The organism is Streptomyces sp. A 4/2 (assembly GCF_940670765.1).
GTDB lineage: Bacteria > Actinomycetota > Actinomycetes > Streptomycetales > Streptomycetaceae > Streptomyces.
Genome location: NZ_CALNVW010000023.1, coordinates 99,191 through 117,949, shown reverse-complemented (window position 1 = coordinate 117,949; position 18,759 = coordinate 99,191). Strand labels below are relative to the sequence as shown.

General features: G+C 69.4%; 18 protein-coding genes. 1 reads left to right on the top strand and 17 read right to left on the bottom strand.

Annotation, left to right across the window (positions count from 1 at the left end):
- Positions 1-48: 48 nt before the first annotated feature.
- From NBY69_RS18345 to NBY69_RS18290, 12 genes are all read right to left on the bottom strand, one after another.
- Complete coding sequence (locus NBY69_RS18345) at positions 49-249, bottom strand: hypothetical protein (RefSeq protein WP_250302084.1); 201 nt, start codon at positions 247-249, stop codon at positions 49-51.
- A complete protein-coding gene (locus NBY69_RS18340) occupies positions 249-4,067 on the bottom strand; it encodes a phage minor head protein (protein ID WP_250302083.1) in 3,819 nt (1,272 codons plus the stop codon). The genes NBY69_RS18345 and NBY69_RS18340 overlap by 1 nt, the downstream gene beginning before the upstream one ends.
- Positions 4,054-4,389, bottom strand: coding sequence for a hypothetical protein (locus NBY69_RS18335; RefSeq protein WP_250302082.1), 336 nt, complete (start codon positions 4,387-4,389; stop codon positions 4,054-4,056). The genes NBY69_RS18340 and NBY69_RS18335 overlap by 14 nt, the downstream gene beginning before the upstream one ends.
- Entirely contained in the window at positions 4,379-4,576 is a 198-nt protein-coding gene (locus NBY69_RS18330) for a hypothetical protein (protein WP_250302081.1), read from the bottom strand. Before NBY69_RS18330 ends, NBY69_RS18335 begins: the two co-directional genes overlap by 11 nt.
- Entirely contained in the window at positions 4,569-4,796 is a 228-nt protein-coding gene (locus tag NBY69_RS18325) for a hypothetical protein (protein WP_250302080.1), read from the bottom strand. The genes NBY69_RS18330 and NBY69_RS18325 overlap by 8 nt, the downstream gene beginning before the upstream one ends.
- A complete protein-coding gene (locus NBY69_RS18320) occupies positions 4,793-6,538 on the bottom strand; it encodes a hypothetical protein (protein ID WP_250302079.1) in 1,746 nt (581 codons plus the stop codon). Before NBY69_RS18320 ends, NBY69_RS18325 begins: the two co-directional genes overlap by 4 nt.
- Complete coding sequence (locus NBY69_RS18315) at positions 6,538-6,876, bottom strand: DUF1360 domain-containing protein (RefSeq protein ID WP_250302078.1); 339 nt, start codon at positions 6,874-6,876, stop codon at positions 6,538-6,540. The genes NBY69_RS18320 and NBY69_RS18315 overlap by 1 nt, the downstream gene beginning before the upstream one ends.
- Positions 6,877-7,242: 366 nt before the next feature.
- Positions 7,243-8,112 carry a hypothetical protein gene (locus NBY69_RS18310; RefSeq protein WP_250302077.1) on the bottom strand — a complete coding sequence of 290 codons (870 nt, stop codon included), beginning with the start codon at positions 8,110-8,112 and terminating at the stop codon, positions 7,243-7,245.
- 100 nt (positions 8,113-8,212) lie between these two features.
- Entirely contained in the window at positions 8,213-9,796 is a 1,584-nt protein-coding gene (locus tag NBY69_RS18305) for a hypothetical protein (RefSeq protein WP_250302076.1), read from the bottom strand.
- Entirely contained in the window at positions 9,793-10,434 is a 642-nt protein-coding gene (locus NBY69_RS18300) for a hypothetical protein (RefSeq protein WP_250302075.1), read from the bottom strand. Before NBY69_RS18300 ends, NBY69_RS18305 begins: the two co-directional genes overlap by 4 nt.
- Positions 10,431-11,384, bottom strand: a complete 954-nt coding sequence (locus NBY69_RS18295; RefSeq protein ID WP_250302074.1) for a ParB N-terminal domain-containing protein — start codon at positions 11,382-11,384, stop codon at positions 10,431-10,433. The genes NBY69_RS18300 and NBY69_RS18295 overlap by 4 nt, the downstream gene beginning before the upstream one ends.
- Positions 11,381-12,751, bottom strand: a complete 1,371-nt coding sequence (locus NBY69_RS18290; protein ID WP_250302073.1) for a hypothetical protein — start codon at positions 12,749-12,751, stop codon at positions 11,381-11,383. Before NBY69_RS18290 ends, NBY69_RS18295 begins: the two co-directional genes overlap by 4 nt.
- 577 nt (positions 12,752-13,328) lie before the next feature.
- Here NBY69_RS18290 and NBY69_RS18285 point away from each other — a divergent pair.
- Positions 13,329-13,709 (top strand): hypothetical protein, encoded by a 381-nt coding sequence (locus tag NBY69_RS18285; RefSeq protein ID WP_250302072.1) that lies wholly within the window; start codon positions 13,329-13,331, stop codon positions 13,707-13,709.
- Position 13,710: 1 nt separating this feature from the next.
- Here NBY69_RS18285 and NBY69_RS18280 read toward each other — a convergent pair whose 3' ends face one another.
- The 5 genes from NBY69_RS18280 to NBY69_RS18260 all read right to left on the bottom strand — a co-directional run bounded on the left by NBY69_RS18280 (position 13,711) and on the right by NBY69_RS18260 (position 18,749).
- Positions 13,711-14,520 (bottom strand): phosphoadenosine phosphosulfate reductase family protein, encoded by an 810-nt coding sequence (locus NBY69_RS18280; protein WP_250302071.1) that lies wholly within the window; start codon positions 14,518-14,520, stop codon positions 13,711-13,713.
- Positions 14,521-14,689: 169 nt separating this feature from the next.
- Positions 14,690-15,385 (bottom strand): hypothetical protein, encoded by a 696-nt coding sequence (locus NBY69_RS18275; RefSeq protein WP_250302070.1) that lies wholly within the window; start codon positions 15,383-15,385, stop codon positions 14,690-14,692.
- An 86-nt stretch (positions 15,386-15,471) separates the two neighbouring features.
- Positions 15,472-16,440: a magnesium chelatase domain-containing protein gene (locus NBY69_RS18270; protein WP_250302069.1), complete on the bottom strand. Its 969-nt coding sequence runs from the start codon at positions 16,438-16,440 to the stop codon at positions 15,472-15,474.
- Between the two features lie 135 nt (positions 16,441-16,575).
- Positions 16,576-16,890 (bottom strand): hypothetical protein, encoded by a 315-nt coding sequence (locus tag NBY69_RS18265; RefSeq protein ID WP_250302068.1) that lies wholly within the window; start codon positions 16,888-16,890, stop codon positions 16,576-16,578.
- 110 nt (positions 16,891-17,000) lie between these two features.
- Entirely contained in the window at positions 17,001-18,749 is a 1,749-nt protein-coding gene (locus NBY69_RS18260) for a DNA cytosine methyltransferase (RefSeq protein ID WP_250302067.1), read from the bottom strand.
- Between the last annotated feature and the right edge of the window lie 10 nt (positions 18,750-18,759).

Sequence of the window (18,759 nt, the reverse complement as noted above, 5' to 3'; positions counted from 1 at the left end):
AGGCGCCAGCGGCGATATCGGCGACTTGTCCACCGAACGTGGCGGTGCCTACCGCGTCGACGTCTTCTCGGCCTTCGAGGCGGCATCCTCCTTCGGCTTCTCCCGCACGATGGCGTCCTGGCTGTCCTTGTACCGGCGGGCTACGGCCTCGCTGGTGGCCTTCGACACCGAGCTGTAGAGGACCTTGCCCTTACCTCCGGCGGCGACGACTTCCCACTGCTGACGCTTCTTGCTGCACGAGCACGCCATCAGACTTCCCCTTCCGTTGCGGTGTTGGTGCCGGCCGCGATCTGCTCGCGGGCCGGGGCGATGACGGACGCAGCGAGGCGCTGCGCCTCGGCAAGGGCGGCGCTGTCGCGCTGCTCCTGGCGGCGGTCCATGGCCGTCAGCAGGACGTCGAGGAACGGCACGCTGGTGAGCAACGCCGCAGCGATGGAGTCGACCTGACTGCGCGGCAGCGGCACGCGTCCGGACATGTCCGCCGAGTTGTCCGGACGATGTCCGGGCAGGTCAGCGGCTGTCCGCGTCGAGGTGTCCGGGCCGTCCGGGACGGTGTCCGAGTCGTGTCCGGACACGTCCGGAGCGGTGAGCATCCCGGCCGCAGAAGCGGCGAGAGCGAGATTCGACCGCTCGGTCACCGCGGTGGCGAGGAGCGGCGAGGAGTGGCCGGGCACCGGCACCGACAGGACGGCGCGGAGCTGCCACTTCCCCTTCGGGCCCTGCTTCATGTGGTACGAGGGCTGCGTCGCCTGGAAGACTGCGCGGTCCCACTCGGACAGCCACGGGCCGGCCGCGCCCGAGAACCAGAGCCCGCCCGCGTTCTGCCCGACGGTGACGATCCCGGCGACGGTCCTTGAGTCGTCGAACTGGCAGGCAGCATCGTTGCATTCCGCGCCGTCCCTGGTGTGCGGCGCGTTCATCGTGAAGGCGCCCGCGCGCACCGTGCTGCCGTCGTCGAGCTGGAACTTGGCCCGCAGGAAGTGCGTCAGATCGAGCTTCCCCAGGGACTCGATCGTCAGCTTCCGGCCCGGGTAGCCCGCGTGCGGTTCGCCGGCCTGTGCCACCCAGCCGTAGATCCGGCCGTCGGCGTAGTGCACACCGCCCGAGCCCGGGGGCAGCTCGGCTGCGGTGGGCTCCTTGAACCAGGCGGCGGGCATCGGCGGGAGTTCACTCATAGCCGTCCACGCCGAGGCGACCAGGTCCCGCATGGACGCCGTTTCCTCGTCGCCGTCGTCGCCGATCCACGGCGGGACGATCGAGTCGTCGTCGTACGCCTTTGCCAGCCGGGCGTACAGCGTCGCCACCCGGGCCTTGACCGCGTCCCGGTCATCGTCGGGCAGGTCGACGCCGCCCATGCCGCCCTGCAGAACGCTCGCGACGGCGTACACCCCGGCCGCGATGATCCGCAGCTCGCCGTCGATGACGTCGGCGAACGGCAGTTTGTACGCGGCGGCCGTCGCCGGGTCGGCGTCCTCGTCGCGCCACAGATACGCGGAGCTGAGCTTGTCGGCGTCCACGGTGTCGTCGTCGCCCGTCGCCCAGGCGAGGACGTTCTTCTTCGCGGCGGCCCCGTCCCACTTCCGGTCAGGGTCGTCGTTCACTGGAAGGTCGACGTCGCCGGACACGGATGCCGTCATGGACATCTCGGTCGACGGGCCGACGTACACGCCCCGGGCGAGGCGCACGATGTGCCCGGCCTTCGCGGCGCGGGACAGGTGGCCGCGCGCGGTCTCCATCTTGATGCGGAGCCCTCGGGCGACCTCGCGGGCGCCGACCGGCGCGGGGGCGGACTTCACGAAGTCGACGACGCGGAGCTGTGCCGGGCTCGGGCCGGCCGCCGACCAGAAGTCTTCGTCCTCGTCGACGGGGGCGGGCTCGGCCTGGTCGTCGAGGACGATGCGGGCCTCGTCGTACGCGGGCATCGCCACCAACGTGGCGCCGCGCAGCCGGGCCCGGGTCACCCGCATCAGCAGGTCGCCGGACGACTCGCTGTGCACGACCGTCCCGAGGTCCTGGTCGTCGCGGTCGCCGGCAGCCGCGGTGAGCGTGCCCGTCGAGCCGAGGGCCGCGCTTACGGCAGCAGCGGTCACCTGGCCGTTCTGCCCGGTGATGAGCTGCACCGTCGACCCGTGGCGGGAGAGGGCGTTGCCGGATGCGGTCCACTCGGTGGTCGCCGTGGCGGTCAGGGACCAGGAGCCGTCATCCAGGCGCAGCAGCGACGCCGACGGCAGCGACGCGAGCAGCACGACGGCACCCTCGTCCCCGTCGGCCGCCGGGGAGCGGTCCACGAACTCCACGGACACGTCGTCGAGATCCACGCTGACGCCGAGTGGCGCCTTCTCCTCCAGCAGCATGACGGCGTCGGCACCGGCCGGCCGGTTCGGGTACAGGACGCCGCCCCCGGCGATCCGGTCGCCTTCGCGGGTGATCCGCTGGATCGATCCGGCGAGTTCGGCGCCCTGGTGGCCCATCAGCATCTCGTCGGCGTGCTGGAGCGGCCACGGCCCGGACCCGGACCAGTACAGCGAACCGGGCCGGAACACGCGGCCGTCGCCGGTCTCGGTGTTCTCGAACGCCAGGGCTGTGCTGCCTGGGGTGGACCACGGGCGGGGGGCCAGCGGGCCCATGGTCAGGTAGTCGTCGTCTTCGTCCATCGTGGTTGCCTCCTCTTCCCGGCCGAGCGGGATGTCGGTGTGCTCACCGGCGAACGCGACCCGCAGCCGGTCGAACCGGATCGGGCCCAGCCGCTGGTTCATCGCGGTCAGCAGGGACGGGCTGCTCGTGTACGCGGCGCAGACGTGCGCCTGCCAGGGCGTGTGCTGGGCTGGCAGGTCGGGCTGCCGGTGCATGTCCTCCAGCGCGTAGGTGGCCGCCCAGCGGGCGGTCTCCAGCGTCGGGGCGTCTTGGGGGCGGTCGCGGTCATCGCTGACGGACCACACCCAGCACGGATCGTCGCCGTCCGAGTTCCAGTGGGCTGCGCCGAACGCCCGCCCGGCCAGGGGCTCGCCGAGGTCGGCGACGCGGGAGCGGAGACCGGCGATCAGGTCGGCACGGTGCTCCTCGTCCCAGTCGGCGCCCTCGCCCAGGTAGAACAAGGTCAGGTGCAGCTCGCCAGCCGGTTCGGAGCCGACAGCGGCGAGGGCCAGGCGCTCGGCGTCCTCCTCGCTCGGCACCAGGGCGATCATCGCGCCCGTGTGACCACCAGCAGCGGTCAGGGACTCGTCGGCATCCACACTGTTCTCCCTTGCATCTGAAATTCCTGCTCCGGGGCTCGTCTGAGATTCCAAGGCGGCGGCCTGTAGCTCGGGGGCGACTGCAAGGCGGCATCGGCAGTTGATGACCAGGCCGGCCGGGGCGGTCGGGTCGCCGGGGGTCTGCATGGAGACGCCGCCGACCGTGAACGGCTCGGCCAGGAAACGGATCTGACCGTCTGCCTGGTCGTGTGCGGTGCGGACCTTCCGGTCGTGGCGGGTGACCCACTGCTTGACCACGGGCCGGTCGGGGCCGCTCGCAGCCTGCGCGGCGGCCAGGGTGGTCGTGTTCCACGCGCGGGACACCTCGGTCTGGGCGATGCGCCGCTCCCGTACGGGGCCGAGGTGCGGGCCCTCGCGGGTGAACGCCTCGCGGAGCCTCGCCCGCAGCTGCTCGATGTCCTCCCCGGCGTCGATGCCGGCCGCCAGCTCGGCGCGGGTTTCCTCGGCGAGCCGGTCGCCGACCGCGCGCAGCAGGTGCTCGGTCGTCTCGACGTACTGGCCGATGCCCTGCGGGAGGGTGCCGTCGTCGTACCGGCCGGGAAGGTCGTCCCAGCCCTCGGGGAGGTCGGCGCCGACGTCCTCGGCCGCCGCGGTGGCCGCTTCCTCCGCCGTGCCGAGGAGACGGCGCACCAGGCCGGATACACGGCCGCCCCACATACGGGCGATCCGGCCCACCGAGAAGCGGGCGGCCACGAGTTCCGTCGCGGCCAGGACGGCGTCAGCGAACTCGTCGGCCGTCGCGGTGAGGGCGGCGGCGACCGCCGCGGTGAACTCGCGCTCAGCCTGGTCGAGCTGGGCATCACGATCCGGCATGGGCGGCCTCCTGCGGCACGGCCTCGCAGTTGATGCAGAACTTCCATCCGCCCGCCCGCTTCGGGCCGCTGGTCGTGCGGACAGTGATCACGACGACGGACAGGGAGCCGGCGTAACCGCACTCGGGGCACATCTGCCAGTCCGTGGACGAGTCGAGTGGGCCGTCGACGTCGTCCTCGGCAAGGCGCTCCTGTGCGTCGAGCTGCCACGCACAGACTTCCTCGGCCAGGGACCGGTCCGGGCAGTGCGAGCACCAGCCGAGGACGCGGTGAGCGGGGATGCTGTGCCCCAGCGGGACCTTGTGCGCTGCGTCATCCGGCACAGCCGGCCTCCTTCTGTGGACACGGTTCCTCGGCCGGGCCGACGTAGATCCGCGCCGGGCCGCTCGACAAGGCGCTGCCGTCCGCGTACGTGATCTTGAAGCCGGTGACGTCGATGCCTTCGAGGACCGCGGTACGCAGACCGCCGCAGTCCTGGCACAGGTCGACGTGATGGAGACGCTCAGCCACGGTCGATCCTCCTGGGCGGGAGCGGGCTGTCGGGGTCGTCGCAGATCTCGCACCACGCCCACGTGCCGACGGTCGTCAGGCCGCCGGGGCTCAGGAGCAGCAGGTCCGCGGTGATGTGGGTCCACGCCTTGCAGACCGCGCACCAGCCGGACCGGAGCGTCCCGGGGTGGAGGATCAGGCCGCCGTCGGGCTCGGTTTGCGGTGCGGGCCGGGGCCTCATGCTGCTGCCCCGACGCACGAGGTGAGGACGGTCGGCACGAGCCGGTATTCGTGCTCGACGCCGGCGGCGATCAGCTCGCGGGCGTAGATGTCGAGCGACGAGGTCAGGCACTCCGTGTCGAGGCCGTACCGTCCGGCGATCTCGTCGGCGCGGGACCAGGCGCCATCGAGGAGCCGCCACTGCTCGACCTGGGCGGCCTCCACGGACAGGACGGTGTGGAGGCGGGCCGACGCGATGTCGCGGGCCTTGCCGCGCTCCGAGCGGGGGCAGGCCGGGGTCTTGCGCAGCTTCTCCCCGGCCGCGGTGAGTGCCCCCCAGATCAGGCCGTCGGCAGCGGCAAGCAGACCCTCGCCGGGGCCGGCCGACGCGGGCAGCGTCTCGGGCGGGGCCTCGGACTCGTCAACGGGCAGGGTCGGCGGGGCCGGTGGTGTCTCGTCCTCGGGGGTCTCGTCACCGGTCTCGTCGGGCGGGTTCAGCTTGCGACGGGCGATCTCGTCCGCGTCGGGTGCGTCCGACTCGTCGAATCCGGTCTCGCGGCGCAGCGCCGCGTCCGAGATGACACCCCGGTCGTGGGCTTGGAGCGCTGTCTCGCTGCGGTTGGTGCGCACCCGAAGCGGACTGGTGTCGTACCAGACGAGCCACCGGTGCCACTCTGGGTCGCCCTCGGCTTCGAGGATCGGGCGGAGCCACTGCTGCGTGAAGGCGTAGCAGACGGTGCCAGCCTTCGGTTCGATGCCGAGGCGGATCGCCTCCGAGGTGAGCGCCCACTGCCCCCAGTGGTTCACGTCACCGAGGCCGAGCAGGATCTCGGCGGGGATCTCCAACCCGGTGGCGAAGCGGCGCACAGCCTCCTCACGCAGCTTGATCGCCAGCTCATCAAATTCGCTCTCGAATTTGATGTGCTTGAACTCGGCGATGGCGTCGGCCGGGAGTTCCAGGATGATCGGGACCGTCGCGGCGGCCGACTCCGGGTCACGGATCGCCGTCTCGGCGATCGTCATGAAGATCTCGATCAGGTCGTCTTCGGCTTCGCCCTGCTGTGTGCCGGCTGTCGGGAACCTCGTGCCCTTCGGGATGAGGAGCAGGCCCCGGCCCGTGATGCGGGAGCGGGCGATGGCCTTGACGGCGGCGTTGAGGAGCAGCAGCTCCTCCAGCAGTTCGAGGCTGGAGCGGACGGGGCTGTCGGCCTCGATGGCACGCTCGGGGTCCGGCTCCCACACGCGGATCGCCACGGGGCCGTCGGGGTCCATGGCTTCGGGGTCGCCCTCGGGGATCGGGACGTCCTCGCCGTCGATCTCGGCCATGAGCTTGCCGGACTGCTGGCGGACTTCCTTCACCGACAGGACACGCCAGTCGTGCCCGTCCTCGGGGCTGTACGGCGACAGCACCTCCGAGTTGGGGCGGACGATGACCCAGCCCTCGCCCGGGACGGTCAGGTGCTTCCCGAAGGCGCCGAGCATCTTGGCCTGGCCGTCAGGTCCTCCGGCGATCTGCGAGACGATCTCGTGCGCTCGGTGGCCGGGCGGTGCGGGCTCGATCGTTCCGTCGTCGGCGCGGCGGCCGGCGAACAACCTGACCCCGGACATGGCGTTGCTGATCCAGGAGGCGGCGAACCGCACCTCGGGGACCTGGTGGTACATGTCGTAGGCGCGGCCCTGCCAGGACTGGTCACCGGCGCCACGTCCCCTGATCTTGCGGGACGTGTAGCGGGACGCGGACGCTGCGAGCTCGCGGCCCGTCATCAGGCTGAGCCAGTGCGGGAGTCGTCCCAGCGGTTCAGGAGGACGGCGGCCCCGGCGACGGCGAACCATTCGATCCCGTGGACGAGAACCGGCGCCTGGTCCCACCTGCCGGTGACGAGGAGCCACGTCACGAGGAGCGCACCGGCCACCCACCAGCCCGAGCAGTAGACGCAGGACATCAGCGTCACCACGGCTTCGCGGGCGGTGGACTCGGGCTTGCGCTGGTACCAGGTGTCGATCCGCTCGCGGACCGGGTCAAGGATCGAGTCGTGGACGACGAGCTGTGTGCCGCGGTACCCGGCGAAGGCCAGGACGGCGAGGACTGTGGGGCTGATCATGGGCGTCCCCTGACGGGAGATCATCGGCCGGGTTCAGCGAGGGATGATAAGCCATCTCGCGCGACCGGTTCCGACGGAATCTCTCAGCAGGTCAGGTGACGTTTTTAGATCAAAAACATGGCTGCGGTCGGAACAGAGCCATGGCGTCGACCGGTGCCGAGCCGGGCGTTTCGATCTCAAGCTGTCCGCCTGGAGCGGGCAGCTCCACGATATCCAGGGCGCTGGCGCAGGAGGCCAGAATGCCGGAGTCACGGCGTGCCCCGGGGGCGTCATGCCGCGAGGCGTCCCTCGGTGGAGTGGCCGACCACGGATCTGGACGACGCGAGCGTGCGGGACATCCTTCGGCGGTACCCGACGGGGGCGCCATCAGTCGCCTGTATTCCGCTCTTGCTGGGGAGCAGGGCCCTCCTCGGGCTTGGACCCGGCGACCATCGTGAGGATGAGTGCGTGGAGCAACTCAGCCTGCTTTTCCTCGCCAAGGCTAGAGTCGCGCACCAGGCGCTCAGCAGCCAGATAGCGGGACAGTGACAACGGCTCCTCGAAGTAAGCGTGCAGCGCCTTTGAGGTCATCTCCTGGGAGCGGATGAAGGTTTTCGCGATGTAGCCGGACAGGGCCGCAGCTACCGCCCCTAGCGCGCCGGCTGCGATGCTTCCAGTTGCCGACTTGGAGCTGAGTGCCATGACCACGAACGCGGCAATGAGGACGAATCCAGCGATCGCGGCGTATTGGGCGTTGCGGAACGACTGGGTGGCCTGGTCCACTGCCGTACGGTGATAGTCGCTGAGCCGGGCATGCGTGACCGTCCACAATGCTGGCAGCGCCAAGTCGTGTGCTGGCCCAGGATGAGAAGCGCGGGTCAGCGGATCGGACGATCCCAAGGCGGAGGCGGTGGAATCCACGTTAAGGCGCAGAGCACCTTCTAGTTGACTCTCCGCGTCCAGTAGGCGTTGCCGACTCTGCGCCCTCAATCTCTCTCTGGCGGAGCGCTCAGCAAACCAAACGACGGCCACCGCGATAACGGCAAAGGCCGTCATTATCACCCAGACGACGGGATTCACGCCTGCCGAATCCGGCATCGAATACGAGACCGCTTCGAGCGTAATTGTTACGCCCAAGAAAACCATTGTAACGAGAAGGATCGCGACTACGGCGCGTTTGCGGAAACGCACGCCTTCATGGTCGACGAGGCGGATATCTCTGTCCGGGCCGCTGGAAGGTTCGGGTCGACTTGCCATAGCTACTCATCATTCCCCGGCAGCCGCTAGGTCGTGTCCAATGCCGCCAAGTCGTTACCTCCGCTGCGCTGATGCACTCAGCGCCTGAAGGGGGTTGACCTCACTTCGTGATCCTCCGCCCGTACACGCCGGCCGAGGGCGGCGTCTGACGGCCCGCGCCGCCCGGCTGCGGGGCCTGCGGCAGCGGGGCGTGGACGATGGCACCCTTGTTCGCGTCGGGGATCAGCCCGTACACGAGGATCGTCGAGGCGTCGATACGACCGGGGCTGTCCGGGTCGGTCGACATCCACGTCGCCCACTCCCGTTCCAGGTCGGTGAACACGCCCCGGAAGCGGACCTTGTCCTGCACCATCTGCTGCGCCACGGGCTCTGCGCGGAGCAGCTTGCCTTGCTTGGCCCGTACGGGGGCGATCTGCGGCATGAGGACCTCGGGCGGGATCTCCCCCTCACGCTGCAACGTCTCCCACGACGTGCGGATGGCCAGCTCACACATGTCGCGGCCGTAGTTCCACTCCACGTAGATGATCGCCGCGTTCGTGCGGTGCGCGAGACGGCAGGCCGCGGTCGACCAGTCCGCCGAGGACATCGCAGCCGACACGTCGTCAGTGATCCACACACGGCCGTCGTCGCCGAGGAAGCCGCCGATGACGCCGGCGACGTCCCGGCCGCCGCCGGACGGGTCGATCGCGACGGCGACCTTCTGCGGCACCACCGGGGTGGTCGTGTCGCGGATGAGGCGCAGCAGCTCCTCGGACACCAGCGCGCCTTCTGCGGGCTGGGGATCGCCCTGGGCGAGGGCGTGCCAGTCCCGGACGATCGACGTGCGCTTCATGTCCGCCCACCACGCCAGCAGCCGCCGCCGGTCCCGCGTCGGGATCTTCGGGTGCGGCAGCGGGTCGCCCGGGGCGCGGCCGAGCGGGTCGGGACCGAACTTCGGATCGGCGATGGCCGGGAGGTGGATCACCTTCCACCGGCCGCCGTCCTCGATGCGCCCTTCGTCGGCGAGACGTCGGCCGGCCCAGTCGTCCGGGTGCCAACGCGTCTGGATGCCCACCACACAGTTCCGGTCGGCCTGGAGGCGCTTCAGCGCGGTCGACGAGTACCAGTCGTGCAGCGCCCGCCGGGACGCCTCCGACTCGGCGTCGGCGCGGTCCTTGTGCGGGTCATCGACAATCAGCACGTTCACGTCATGCCCGGTGAGGCCCTTACCGACCGACACCGACCGGACGCCTCCGCCTTCGGTGATGGCCCAGTCCTGCATGGCGCCCGAGCCGGCCTTCATCCGCAGGTCGTACTCGGCGCCGTACTCCTCGACGTAGCCGCGGATCGTCTTGCCCCGGCGCAGCGCCAGGTCGTCGCCGTACGACGTGACGCCGATCCGGTCCATCGGGTACAGGCACAGCCACCAGAACGGGAACCACTCCGCCACCGTGGTGCTCTTGCCGACCTGCGGCGGCGTGAAGATCATCAGCCGGTCGTAGTCGCCGCGCTCCACGGCCGCCAGGGCGTCACCGATCACCCGCAGGTGCGGGCGCGTCCGGAACGTGCCGTCCAGGCCCCGGGCGAGCGTGACCGGATCACGCAGCAGATCGCTGCTCACCGCCTTCTCGGCAGCGGCAAGCTGCTGGTACACCGCGAGGTCGTCGAGGTCGCCCAGCTCGTCGAAGGCAGTCAGGGTGCTCATTCCTCGCTCGCAACGCTGCGCCCAGACCGTCGGCCCGGGTACGTCTCCTCATCCTCGTCGTCTGAGCCCTCGACCGCGCGGACCCGGCGGGCGACGGTCGCGGCCATCTCGGCCAGACGCGCGTTCCGCTGGGCGGCGGGCAGGCCGGCGAACTCCTCCAGGGCCCCGGCGAGCGGCGAACGAGCCTCATTCGTGACGACGATCGTCTCCAGGGGGTCACCGAACAGGACCCGCCGGTGACGCATCGCCACGTCCATAAGGCGGATGAAGTCGGCGGGCGACAGGTCCTCGGCGCGCAGGGTGCGGAGGCGCTGCGCCAGCTTGCCGATCGCTGCGCCCAAGATCTTCGCGTCAGTCTCGGCCCCCCGGCGGCGCTCTTCCAGCCATGTCGCCTCGTACTGCCGGTCCAGGTGCCGGTCGTGCGCCTCGGCGCGCTCCAGCCACCGGAACTCGGCCGAGATCTTCCGGATCGTCACCGGGTGGCGCTGTAGCAGTTCCGCAGCCCTCGGTAGGGTCCTGGCCCGGCCGAGATCGCGGTATGTGATGAATTGCCCGTGTTTCTTGCTGGTCTCGCCGGGCTGGTTCTCCCAGGGGGGTAGTGCGGGGTCGAGCGTGATCCGGGTGGGCGGGGTGCTCATGACGTGGGTTCGGGCCCAGTGGGGACGTGGTTGGGGCCTGATAGGTACTCACCCGCCAGGCGTTCAAGAAGGCGCCACCCCTGCCCCTGCTCGATCTCCTTGCGTCCCTCTGCTGCTGCGATGGCCTTGTTGATGGTGACGGCGGCGGGGGCGGGCAGGGTGCGGGCGCCGAGAACGGTCTCCAGTCCGACGTGGCCTGAGTGCAGGGGCTCGCCGTGGGGTGAGGTGTAGCCGGCCTGGAGGTCGGTCAGGTGCGCTTCGACGATGCCGAGGATGGCGTGGAGGGCGGTCGCGACGTTGCCGACCTTGTGGGCGGCGTGGGTGGAGGCGAGCGTATCGAGGGTGCCGTCGTAGTCGGCGCGTGCGGCGAGCCAGCTCTCGTTCTGGCCCATCTTGGCGTCGTCGAACGCCTTGCGGGCGGCCTCCAGCTCGTTCGGCAGGAAGATCAGGCTCACGGTGGCGAAGTCGAGGTTCGCTTCGCTGAGTCCTTCGGGGGACACCTCGGCGAGGAGGCCCAGGCCCTCGTCGTCCAGGCCCGAGTACGCCCGCCAGTCGACGTCCTCGATCTGGTCGTACAGCGCCTTGAGCGTGGCCGGATCGTCCTGGCCGGCGATGCTGTTGTGCGAGAGCTGCCGGGCCAGCAGCTCGTCTTTCTGCTGGGGGTCGTCGATCAACATGCAGTCGATCTCGGCCAGGCCGACCTCCACGGCCGCCGCGGTGCGGTGGTTCCCCGACAGGATCAGCTCACGGCCCTCGTCGTACTCCCCGGCGCCGTAGATCAGTGGCACGGAGGTGAGGCAGCCGTCGGCGGCGACGTTCGCGACGAGCCGGTCCCACTCCTCCTTGCGCATGTAGCGGGCGTTCATGTCGAGCGGGGTCAGGGACCGCGGGTCGCGGCGGACGAGGCGGGGCCGGATCGTCTGCTCGGGTGCGGGCGGGGTGTCGCTCATCGGGCGTCTTCCTTCTTCATGTCGGTGCCGTGCTTGCGCTTCCACAGGTCCAGGGCGTCGGCGAGCGTGTACTTCCCGAGGGGGCCGCCGTACTGGAGCTGGTAGCGGTGGACGCCGTCGCCCGGGTCCTTGCTGCTCGCCTCGGTGCGCTTCTGGAGCTTCACGCCGGGGATGCCCCGCCCGTACTTCGCCGAGTTGGGCCGGTCGGTGAACGCGGTGGTCGCCCAGCCGGTGAGCCGCTTCGACAGGGACCGCTGGAGCAGCAGCTGCGCCTCCGCCGTGCTCGCGGCCATGACGATGAGCTTCGAGAGGCGCCGGTACTTCGTCCACGACACGGGGAAGTCGGACATCAGGTAGGCGGTCGCCGGGTCGAACTTCGGCGGGAGGAAAGCGAACGCGCCGATCAGCTTCCCGTCGACCGCGACACCGCACGCGAGGAGCGGCGACCCCGGCTTGATGGACTTCGACATGAACTGTGACCGAATGCCCGCGAACTGGCCGCCCGTCAGAATGTGGAGGCTCATCCGGTCGCCCAGGTCCTCACCGACGCCGATCTTCGGCATGGGGATCGGCTCGACGGGCTGCCGGGGCCGCACGATGCGGCGTGGCCCGGACGCGGCATACACGTAGATCGGCAGGCCGCGGTTGGCCGTCTGAACGACGCCGGCCAGCCGGTGCCGCAGCTCCGGGCGTTCGATGTGCAGGCCGAGGACCCAGTGCGGCCGGTCCTGCACCTGCTGGATGATCTCTTCCTTGCCCTCCTCGGTCAGCTCACCGAACTCGGGCTCCGGCCAGTCGAACGCGGCATCGATGGACGCGAACTGCGAGACGTAGTCCCCGGCGTAGAACGGCGGGAACATCACGACGGGGGCCTGCTCGGGGACCTCGTCGCGGAGGTACGTGCGGACGTCGCCGGCGTAGAAGCTACCGAGGCGGGTCTCCAGGGTGCGGAGCTTCGTCGCGGTCTTCTCGTGCATACGTGGCCACTGGTCTTCGGTGGCGTCGAGCATCCGCCGGTAGTACGCGCCGTCCTTCCCGACGTACTGGAGGAACCGGGTGCCGAGCATCAGGGTGGCGAGCCGGTCGGCGCGATCTTCCATGTACGGGGCGAGCCAGCCCAGCGTGTCCTCGAACTCGGGGCGCAGGGTGTAGGGCAGGTCCTCCCCAGCGAGGAACCAACCCAGGGCACACGAGTACGCGGTGATGTCGTTGCCGTGGACCGGCCGCGCGTTCCCGAACCGCGAGTGCAGCACGCGCTCGATGGTGAAGTTGCCCGAGCAGCCGACGTAGATGTCGGTGTCCGGCCAGACCCCGGCGTGCTCGTAGATGATCGAGCGGAGGGGGGATGGGATCGATCCGTGGAACATGCCTGCTCCTAGCGCTGGTCGAGCGGGCCGAGATGGTAGCCGACCTGCGCATACCGGGGGTTTTCACGGCATGAGCGAGGCCCCTGCCTCGGGGGGAGGAGGCAGGGGCCTGGTCTGTGGAGCGCCGGCCACGAGTTGCACGTGGTCTTTCCCACTGGAAGAGGGCCGTGCAGCTCTTACACCTCCGGCGCGGGAGCGACTGCGCCGCTGCTCAGGACAGTCGCCGTGCACGCACCATATAGCCGGTTCGTGATCAGTTCACGCCTGGCGGATTTCTGGTTCTCGCGTTGATCACCCCGTCCAGCATGGAATAGGTGTGACCTCTGGCGACGCCCTTTCGGCTTCCGCGATGATCTCGGCCATCGACACGTCGTTCTTGAAGCGGTGCCCGATCTTCTCCTCGATGGCGGCGTACTCGGCGGCGAGGTCTGGGCGGAGCTGGGCGGCACGTACGAGAGCTGGCCGGGACGCCAGGACACAGAACGAACAGGAGAGTCTTTTCCGGACTACGGGTGCCAGTGATCGTGTGAGGTAGTCGCCTCTGGCGTATGGGGTTTTGATCAGCAATTCTGTGCCCATGTTGCTGCCGCTTGCCCATGACAAGACCGAGTTGATCGAGGTCGTCCGCATCACCGACCCGATGCGTCATCTCAGTGCGGAGGACTTGGTCGGCGACGATGTCGCGATCTGGGAGTCGACTCAAGCCAATCAGGTCCTGACGCTGATCAAGGACCTGCCGGACAGCGAGCTGCATCGCTGTTTCATCCCGGGCTGGGGCATCCGAGCTCACAGCGCCACGGACCTGCTTTTCCAGGTTGCCTTCTGCTTCAGGTGCCATGGTGCCCGCCTGTGGGGACCCAGCGTCCCCGCTGCTCAGATGGGAATCCACAGTTTCGATCCGGACAGCCCTCCTGCCTGTGAGCTGCTTGAACGGTTCCACGGCTCCCAGTCTGGATAGTTCAAAGGGCTGTTCCGGAGCAGGTGAATGGCGGTTCCAGTGCTGGGTTCGTCAGCGCTCCCCGGGGATGATCGGCATGCCGAGGTCGACTGAGGCGCGGGCGCAGTCCTGACTGTTCGATGGCCGCCCACACGTCGCTGGTCGACCAGGCGTGCACCGGGTGCCAGGTGTCGACGTGCCGCAGCGTGTTGGACGCGCCGTAGCCGGGCTTCTTGTCCTTCGGGCAGGGCAGGCCGCGCTTCTCGTAGCTCGCCAGGGCGGCACGGCGCAGGAGACAGTCCTGGCACGGGCAGGTCACTGCCCCGTCGTGTGAGAAGGCGAGGAGGCGGCGCCGGGCCGGTGATTCGTCGGCGCGCAGGCCCATCACGTTGAGGATGCGGACGCGGCCGACGTGGCCGTCATCCTCGGCTTCACGGACGACGGCGGTCATCAGGCGGCGGACCGGGCCGCGCTTGAAGTCCGATGTGCACCAGCGGTTCGAGGCGTCGGGGAACATGCCGCGCTCGGCGATCCGGTCGACGAGTTCGGCGCCGACGCGGGCAACGACCTCGAACCGCAGGCCGAACGCCGCAGCGTGCTCGGCGGCCAGCTCTCGGGTGCCATTCCATTCGGCGCGGCCGAGGTCGGCGTGCACGCACACGATGCGGTCGCGAGGGACGCCGGCGGCGTCGGCCTGGCGCAGCAGCTCGTAGAGCATCGCCATAGAGTCCTTGCCGCCGCTGATGTTCGCCAGCAGCCATCGGTACGAGGCGAGGTCGGGGCCGTCGTCGATGCCTGGGAGGTCGAGCGCGATCTGTCCGTTGCCGGTCATCCGGGTACTTTCGGGCGGGTTCACATCACGGCGGGGCGGCTGGTAGCGGGGCCTGTGTCGGCCGCATTGCCGCCGCGTGGGGGAGGGTGAACCTGGGGGCGTCGCGGGCTTAGAAGGCTGTGGGGGCCGTGACCGGAATCCGGTCACGGCCCCCACGGGGCGGCGGAGATTACCGGGCGGGAAGCTCGGCGACCGCCTGGCCCTCGTCGCCCTCGGGCTGGTCATCGGTGGCGGCCGGGGCGCCGATCGACTTCGGGCACACCTTCCAGGAGTTCAGGTATTCCCGCACGTATTCAAGGACTTCCGTTTCGCGCTCGAAGCGGACAGCGAGGATGGCCTTGCAGCCGCACCGAATGTGGAGCACGCCGACGTCCATGGAGTGCCGGGTCACCGTGGCGTCGGCCCGGATGCCACACCGGCCGCCGCCCTGCACCTTGTCGACCACGTAGGTCGCACGGCCGTCCTCGGTGTGGTCGATGCCTACGAGGACTCCGATGGCCTGCGGGGCAAGGACGAGGCTCATGCCGGTGACCTCGATCTCATAAGGGGGGACGGATTCACGGACCGCAACGCGCGCGTTGGCGATGTCGGCGGCGTGGAGCCTGCGGACCTGGGCGATCTTGTTGAACGCGTAGCCGAGCGCAGCTCGCCGGCTGGGGCCGGTGCCCCATGTCTCCTGGTGGCCGATGTCCCATACTTCCCACTGGCCGCGTACGCGGTACACGACCATCTCCAAGTCGGCGTACCCGGGGATGCCCTCCGGGAAGTCACCGGGGACGGTGAACAAGTAGGCGAACGGCAGGTGCCCGAAAGACTGGTCGGGGTCGTACGCGGTGAACTGGATCTGATCAATGCTGGCGTTCATGGTGGTGCCGCCTTCGTTGCTTTTCGGGTGGTCGCTGGCGGGGAAGCGCTGGGCGGGCTTTGCGGGCCCACCCGGCACGCACTCGGTCAGAACGGGGCCTGGGCACTGTCCTGGCAGGCCGGGCACACGGCGCCCGTGATGCACGGCTGGTGGGCGGCGGCCTCGTCGCCGCAGTGGGCGCAGCCCTCCGGGTGGTGCCAGTGGCCAGTGAGCACGGCCACCGCCTCGTTCAGGGAGCCGACGCCGATCACCCGGACGCCCGCGATGGCCGCGTCCTCGACGGCGCTGGTGGGGACCAGAACGACTGAGCTGCCGCTGTCAGCGACCGCGCTCACCGACTTGGGGAGCGCGTACGGGACGCGCACCGAGCCGTCGAGGCCGAGTTCGCCGATCAGGGCGACGCCGGCGAGGCAGTCGTCGGGGATCTGGGCGGCGGCGGCCAGGACGGACACGGCAATCGCGAGGTCCAGGCCGCTGCTGCCGACGCTGGTGATGTCGGCCGGGTTGACGTGCTTCGGGGTGGGGGTGAGCTTCACCAGGACGTTCGCCATCGGGCAGTTCAAGCCGCTGTTGATCACGCCCGCGCGTACGCGGTCCTTGGTCTCGATCGCCGACCGGAGGGGCAGGCCGTAGATGTTGAAGACGGGCAGGCCGGGCGTGCTGCTGGTCTCGACGTGGTAGGCGCTGTCCCGGGTCGCGGTCAGGGTGTGCGCGCGTCCGTACGGCTCGGTGTCCACGCCGGTGGTCGGCTGGGGCTCCGCCTGGTAGTTCTCCAACTGGCTGGCGGCGTTGAGGTCGTAGCTGCCGATGCCTGACCGCTCGCGCAGCTTGTTCACGAACTGGTCGACGGCCGCTCGGGCGCTCGTGGCGTACTCGGTACCGGCCGTGCCGAACGCGTCGAACGTGTCGATCTCGATCTCTTCGAGCGCCATCGCGCGCTTCGTGGCGTCGAGCGGGGCCGGAGCAACGTCCCACAGGATGAAGCTGGTTCCGGTGTCCTTGCCGATGATGATGAACTCGCGGGTGTCGGTCGCAGTAGTGGTCTTGGTGCTCACGCGTTCCTCCGGTGATCTGGACGGGGGTTACGGTGGGCCTCGCGCGCCTGGTCGGGTTGTGAGGCCCTTCGGTTCTGGGCTGCGCCTGCGGCCGGTGGGATTCCCTCGCTTACGCGCCCCACCGGCCGCCCTCAGCTAGCAGACCTTCGTGTAGGTGCCTGTCTGGCGCCCGCCAGGGCTGATCTCGTACGGGCTGGTGCGGCGGATGGTGACCTCCTGCGGGCTGTGCTGCTCGATCTCCTCCATGACCACGAGGAGCTGGTGGCTGATGTGCGACCTGGCCTGATAGCCGCTCAGGATCTCTTCGGTGATCGCGGGTTCCCGGCCCGGCCGATCGACCTCGGTGAGCCGGTAGTACGTGGCGGAGTCGTCGATCTCCAGGCCTGCCATCGCGGTGGTCACGTCGCTGACGAGGTCGGTGTATTTGGCCCTGCGGATCGTGGCGCGCATGAGGTCTCCCTGTGGGGTGGTTGGTGGTGGAGTGGATCTACTTCCATCCTTACCGTAATTGATTTCGCTAAACCAATTACGGTAAATAGATCACGGAAGAAGCGGCCGGATCAGGCGGCCATGGCCAGGGAGAGCGGGCCGCACCCTTCGGCGAACCGGGACAGTTCCTCGCCCGTGATCGCCTCGACCAGCGCGCAGTACAAGTTCTCAGCGACGCCGGGGGTAACGGCGTTCCCGAGCTGACGCACCTGGTGCCGCTTCGAGCCCATGATCTTGTAGCCCGTTCGGAAGGCCATCGCCCGCGCGATCTCGTGAGGCTGCAACATCCTGAACAGGACGTCGGCGATGTTGAAGTCGCCCTTGACCAGCGCGTACCGGTCCCGGGTCGACAGGGCGCCGATCGGCTCGCTGAGTTCCCGGGCCCGGCCGTTGCCGTAGTACGGGACGAGGAGGTGATCCGGGGCAGTCACCAAACCGTGGTGGTTGCCGCCGGCCGACACGGTGTGGAGCGGCTTGCTGATATGTCGAGCCTTCTCCTTGTCCCCGCCGCCCCGCATGGGGATCACGAAGGGCGGCAAGTAGGCGAGGGCAGTCTCCAGACGGGCAGTCTGGGTGCGCAGCGGGTCGCCCACGCTCATCGGCTTCTTGCCGTCGCGGCCCTCGCAGGGGACGAGGATGGGCGGTACCACGATGCCGTCGGTCTCGACTGTCGTGCGCGTCGACATCGGCCGGTCGAGGGTGACCGCCCGGTCGCGCCAGGTTCCGCCGGTCGGGACCAGGAGCGGGCCCGGTGCGGCCTGCAGGGCGTCGTCGAGCCCGCCGAACAGTGAGCCCTGGCCGTCGTCGACCGCCTGCGCTCCCCATCCCCAGTACTGGGCGAACCCGGCACGGGTGCGGGCGATCGTGGCCGGGGCCAAGCCCTCGGGGCAGTCGTCCGTCTTTTGGCGGTCACCGATCGGCGTGCCGGGCAGCGACCAGTCGATCGCGGCAGCCGCGGGGAGCACCATCGGCTCCACGATCGCGCGGCAACTCTTGTGCGGGCACCGGTAGTCGTAGCTCTGGCGGTACCGGCCCATGTCCTTGCCGGGCTTCCGGAAGACCTGGACGGCCTCCACCTTCTCGTCGCAGTCGAAGCAGAACGCCTCGGGGCGCAGGATCCATTTGTCCCACTGAGGGGTACGGCCCAGGCTCCTGTGCCAATAGGCGACGTACAGCCGGTCACGGCTCTGCGGGATGTGGTCGAGGCTGCGCGGGTCGACGTGCATCGAGTTGATCGCACAGACCTTGGTCTCGTAGCCCATCTTGTCGAACTCGGCCATCCACCGGCCCCAGTCGTCCCAGTCGCGGCAGTCGATCACGTTCTCCACGACCCCGGCCTTGACCAGGCCGCCCCTGGCGATCACGCCGCGCAGGTACATCGGGACTTCTTCCATGAGGGCGCGCGAGCGCTCCTCGGCTGCCCGCCGCTCCTTGTCGCTCTTGAACTCGGGCTCGTCGAAGTCGATCTGGCCCTGGAGCGTCTTGTCGAAGTCCCGTTTCACACCCCGGGCTGCCGACCACTTCGGGCACTCGGGCGACGCCCAGAAGATGTCGCACACCGGCCACTTGTCGACGGGGGCGCGGCGGATGTCGCCCTTCCAGACTTCGCAGCGCGGGTTGTTCCAGGCGTGCGTCGCGAGGGCGACGTCCCAGTGGTTCGCGGCCCTGGTGACCGCGACATTGGGAACCGCGTCTGCGCCCTGCGTGTCACCGCCAGCGCCGCAGAACCAACTCATGACGGTGAGTTCGCTGCCGTCGTGTTTGTAAGCGGACGCCGAGCCGGCCGCCCACGCGATGGTGGTGGAGTCGATGTAGGGCATGACGGATTCC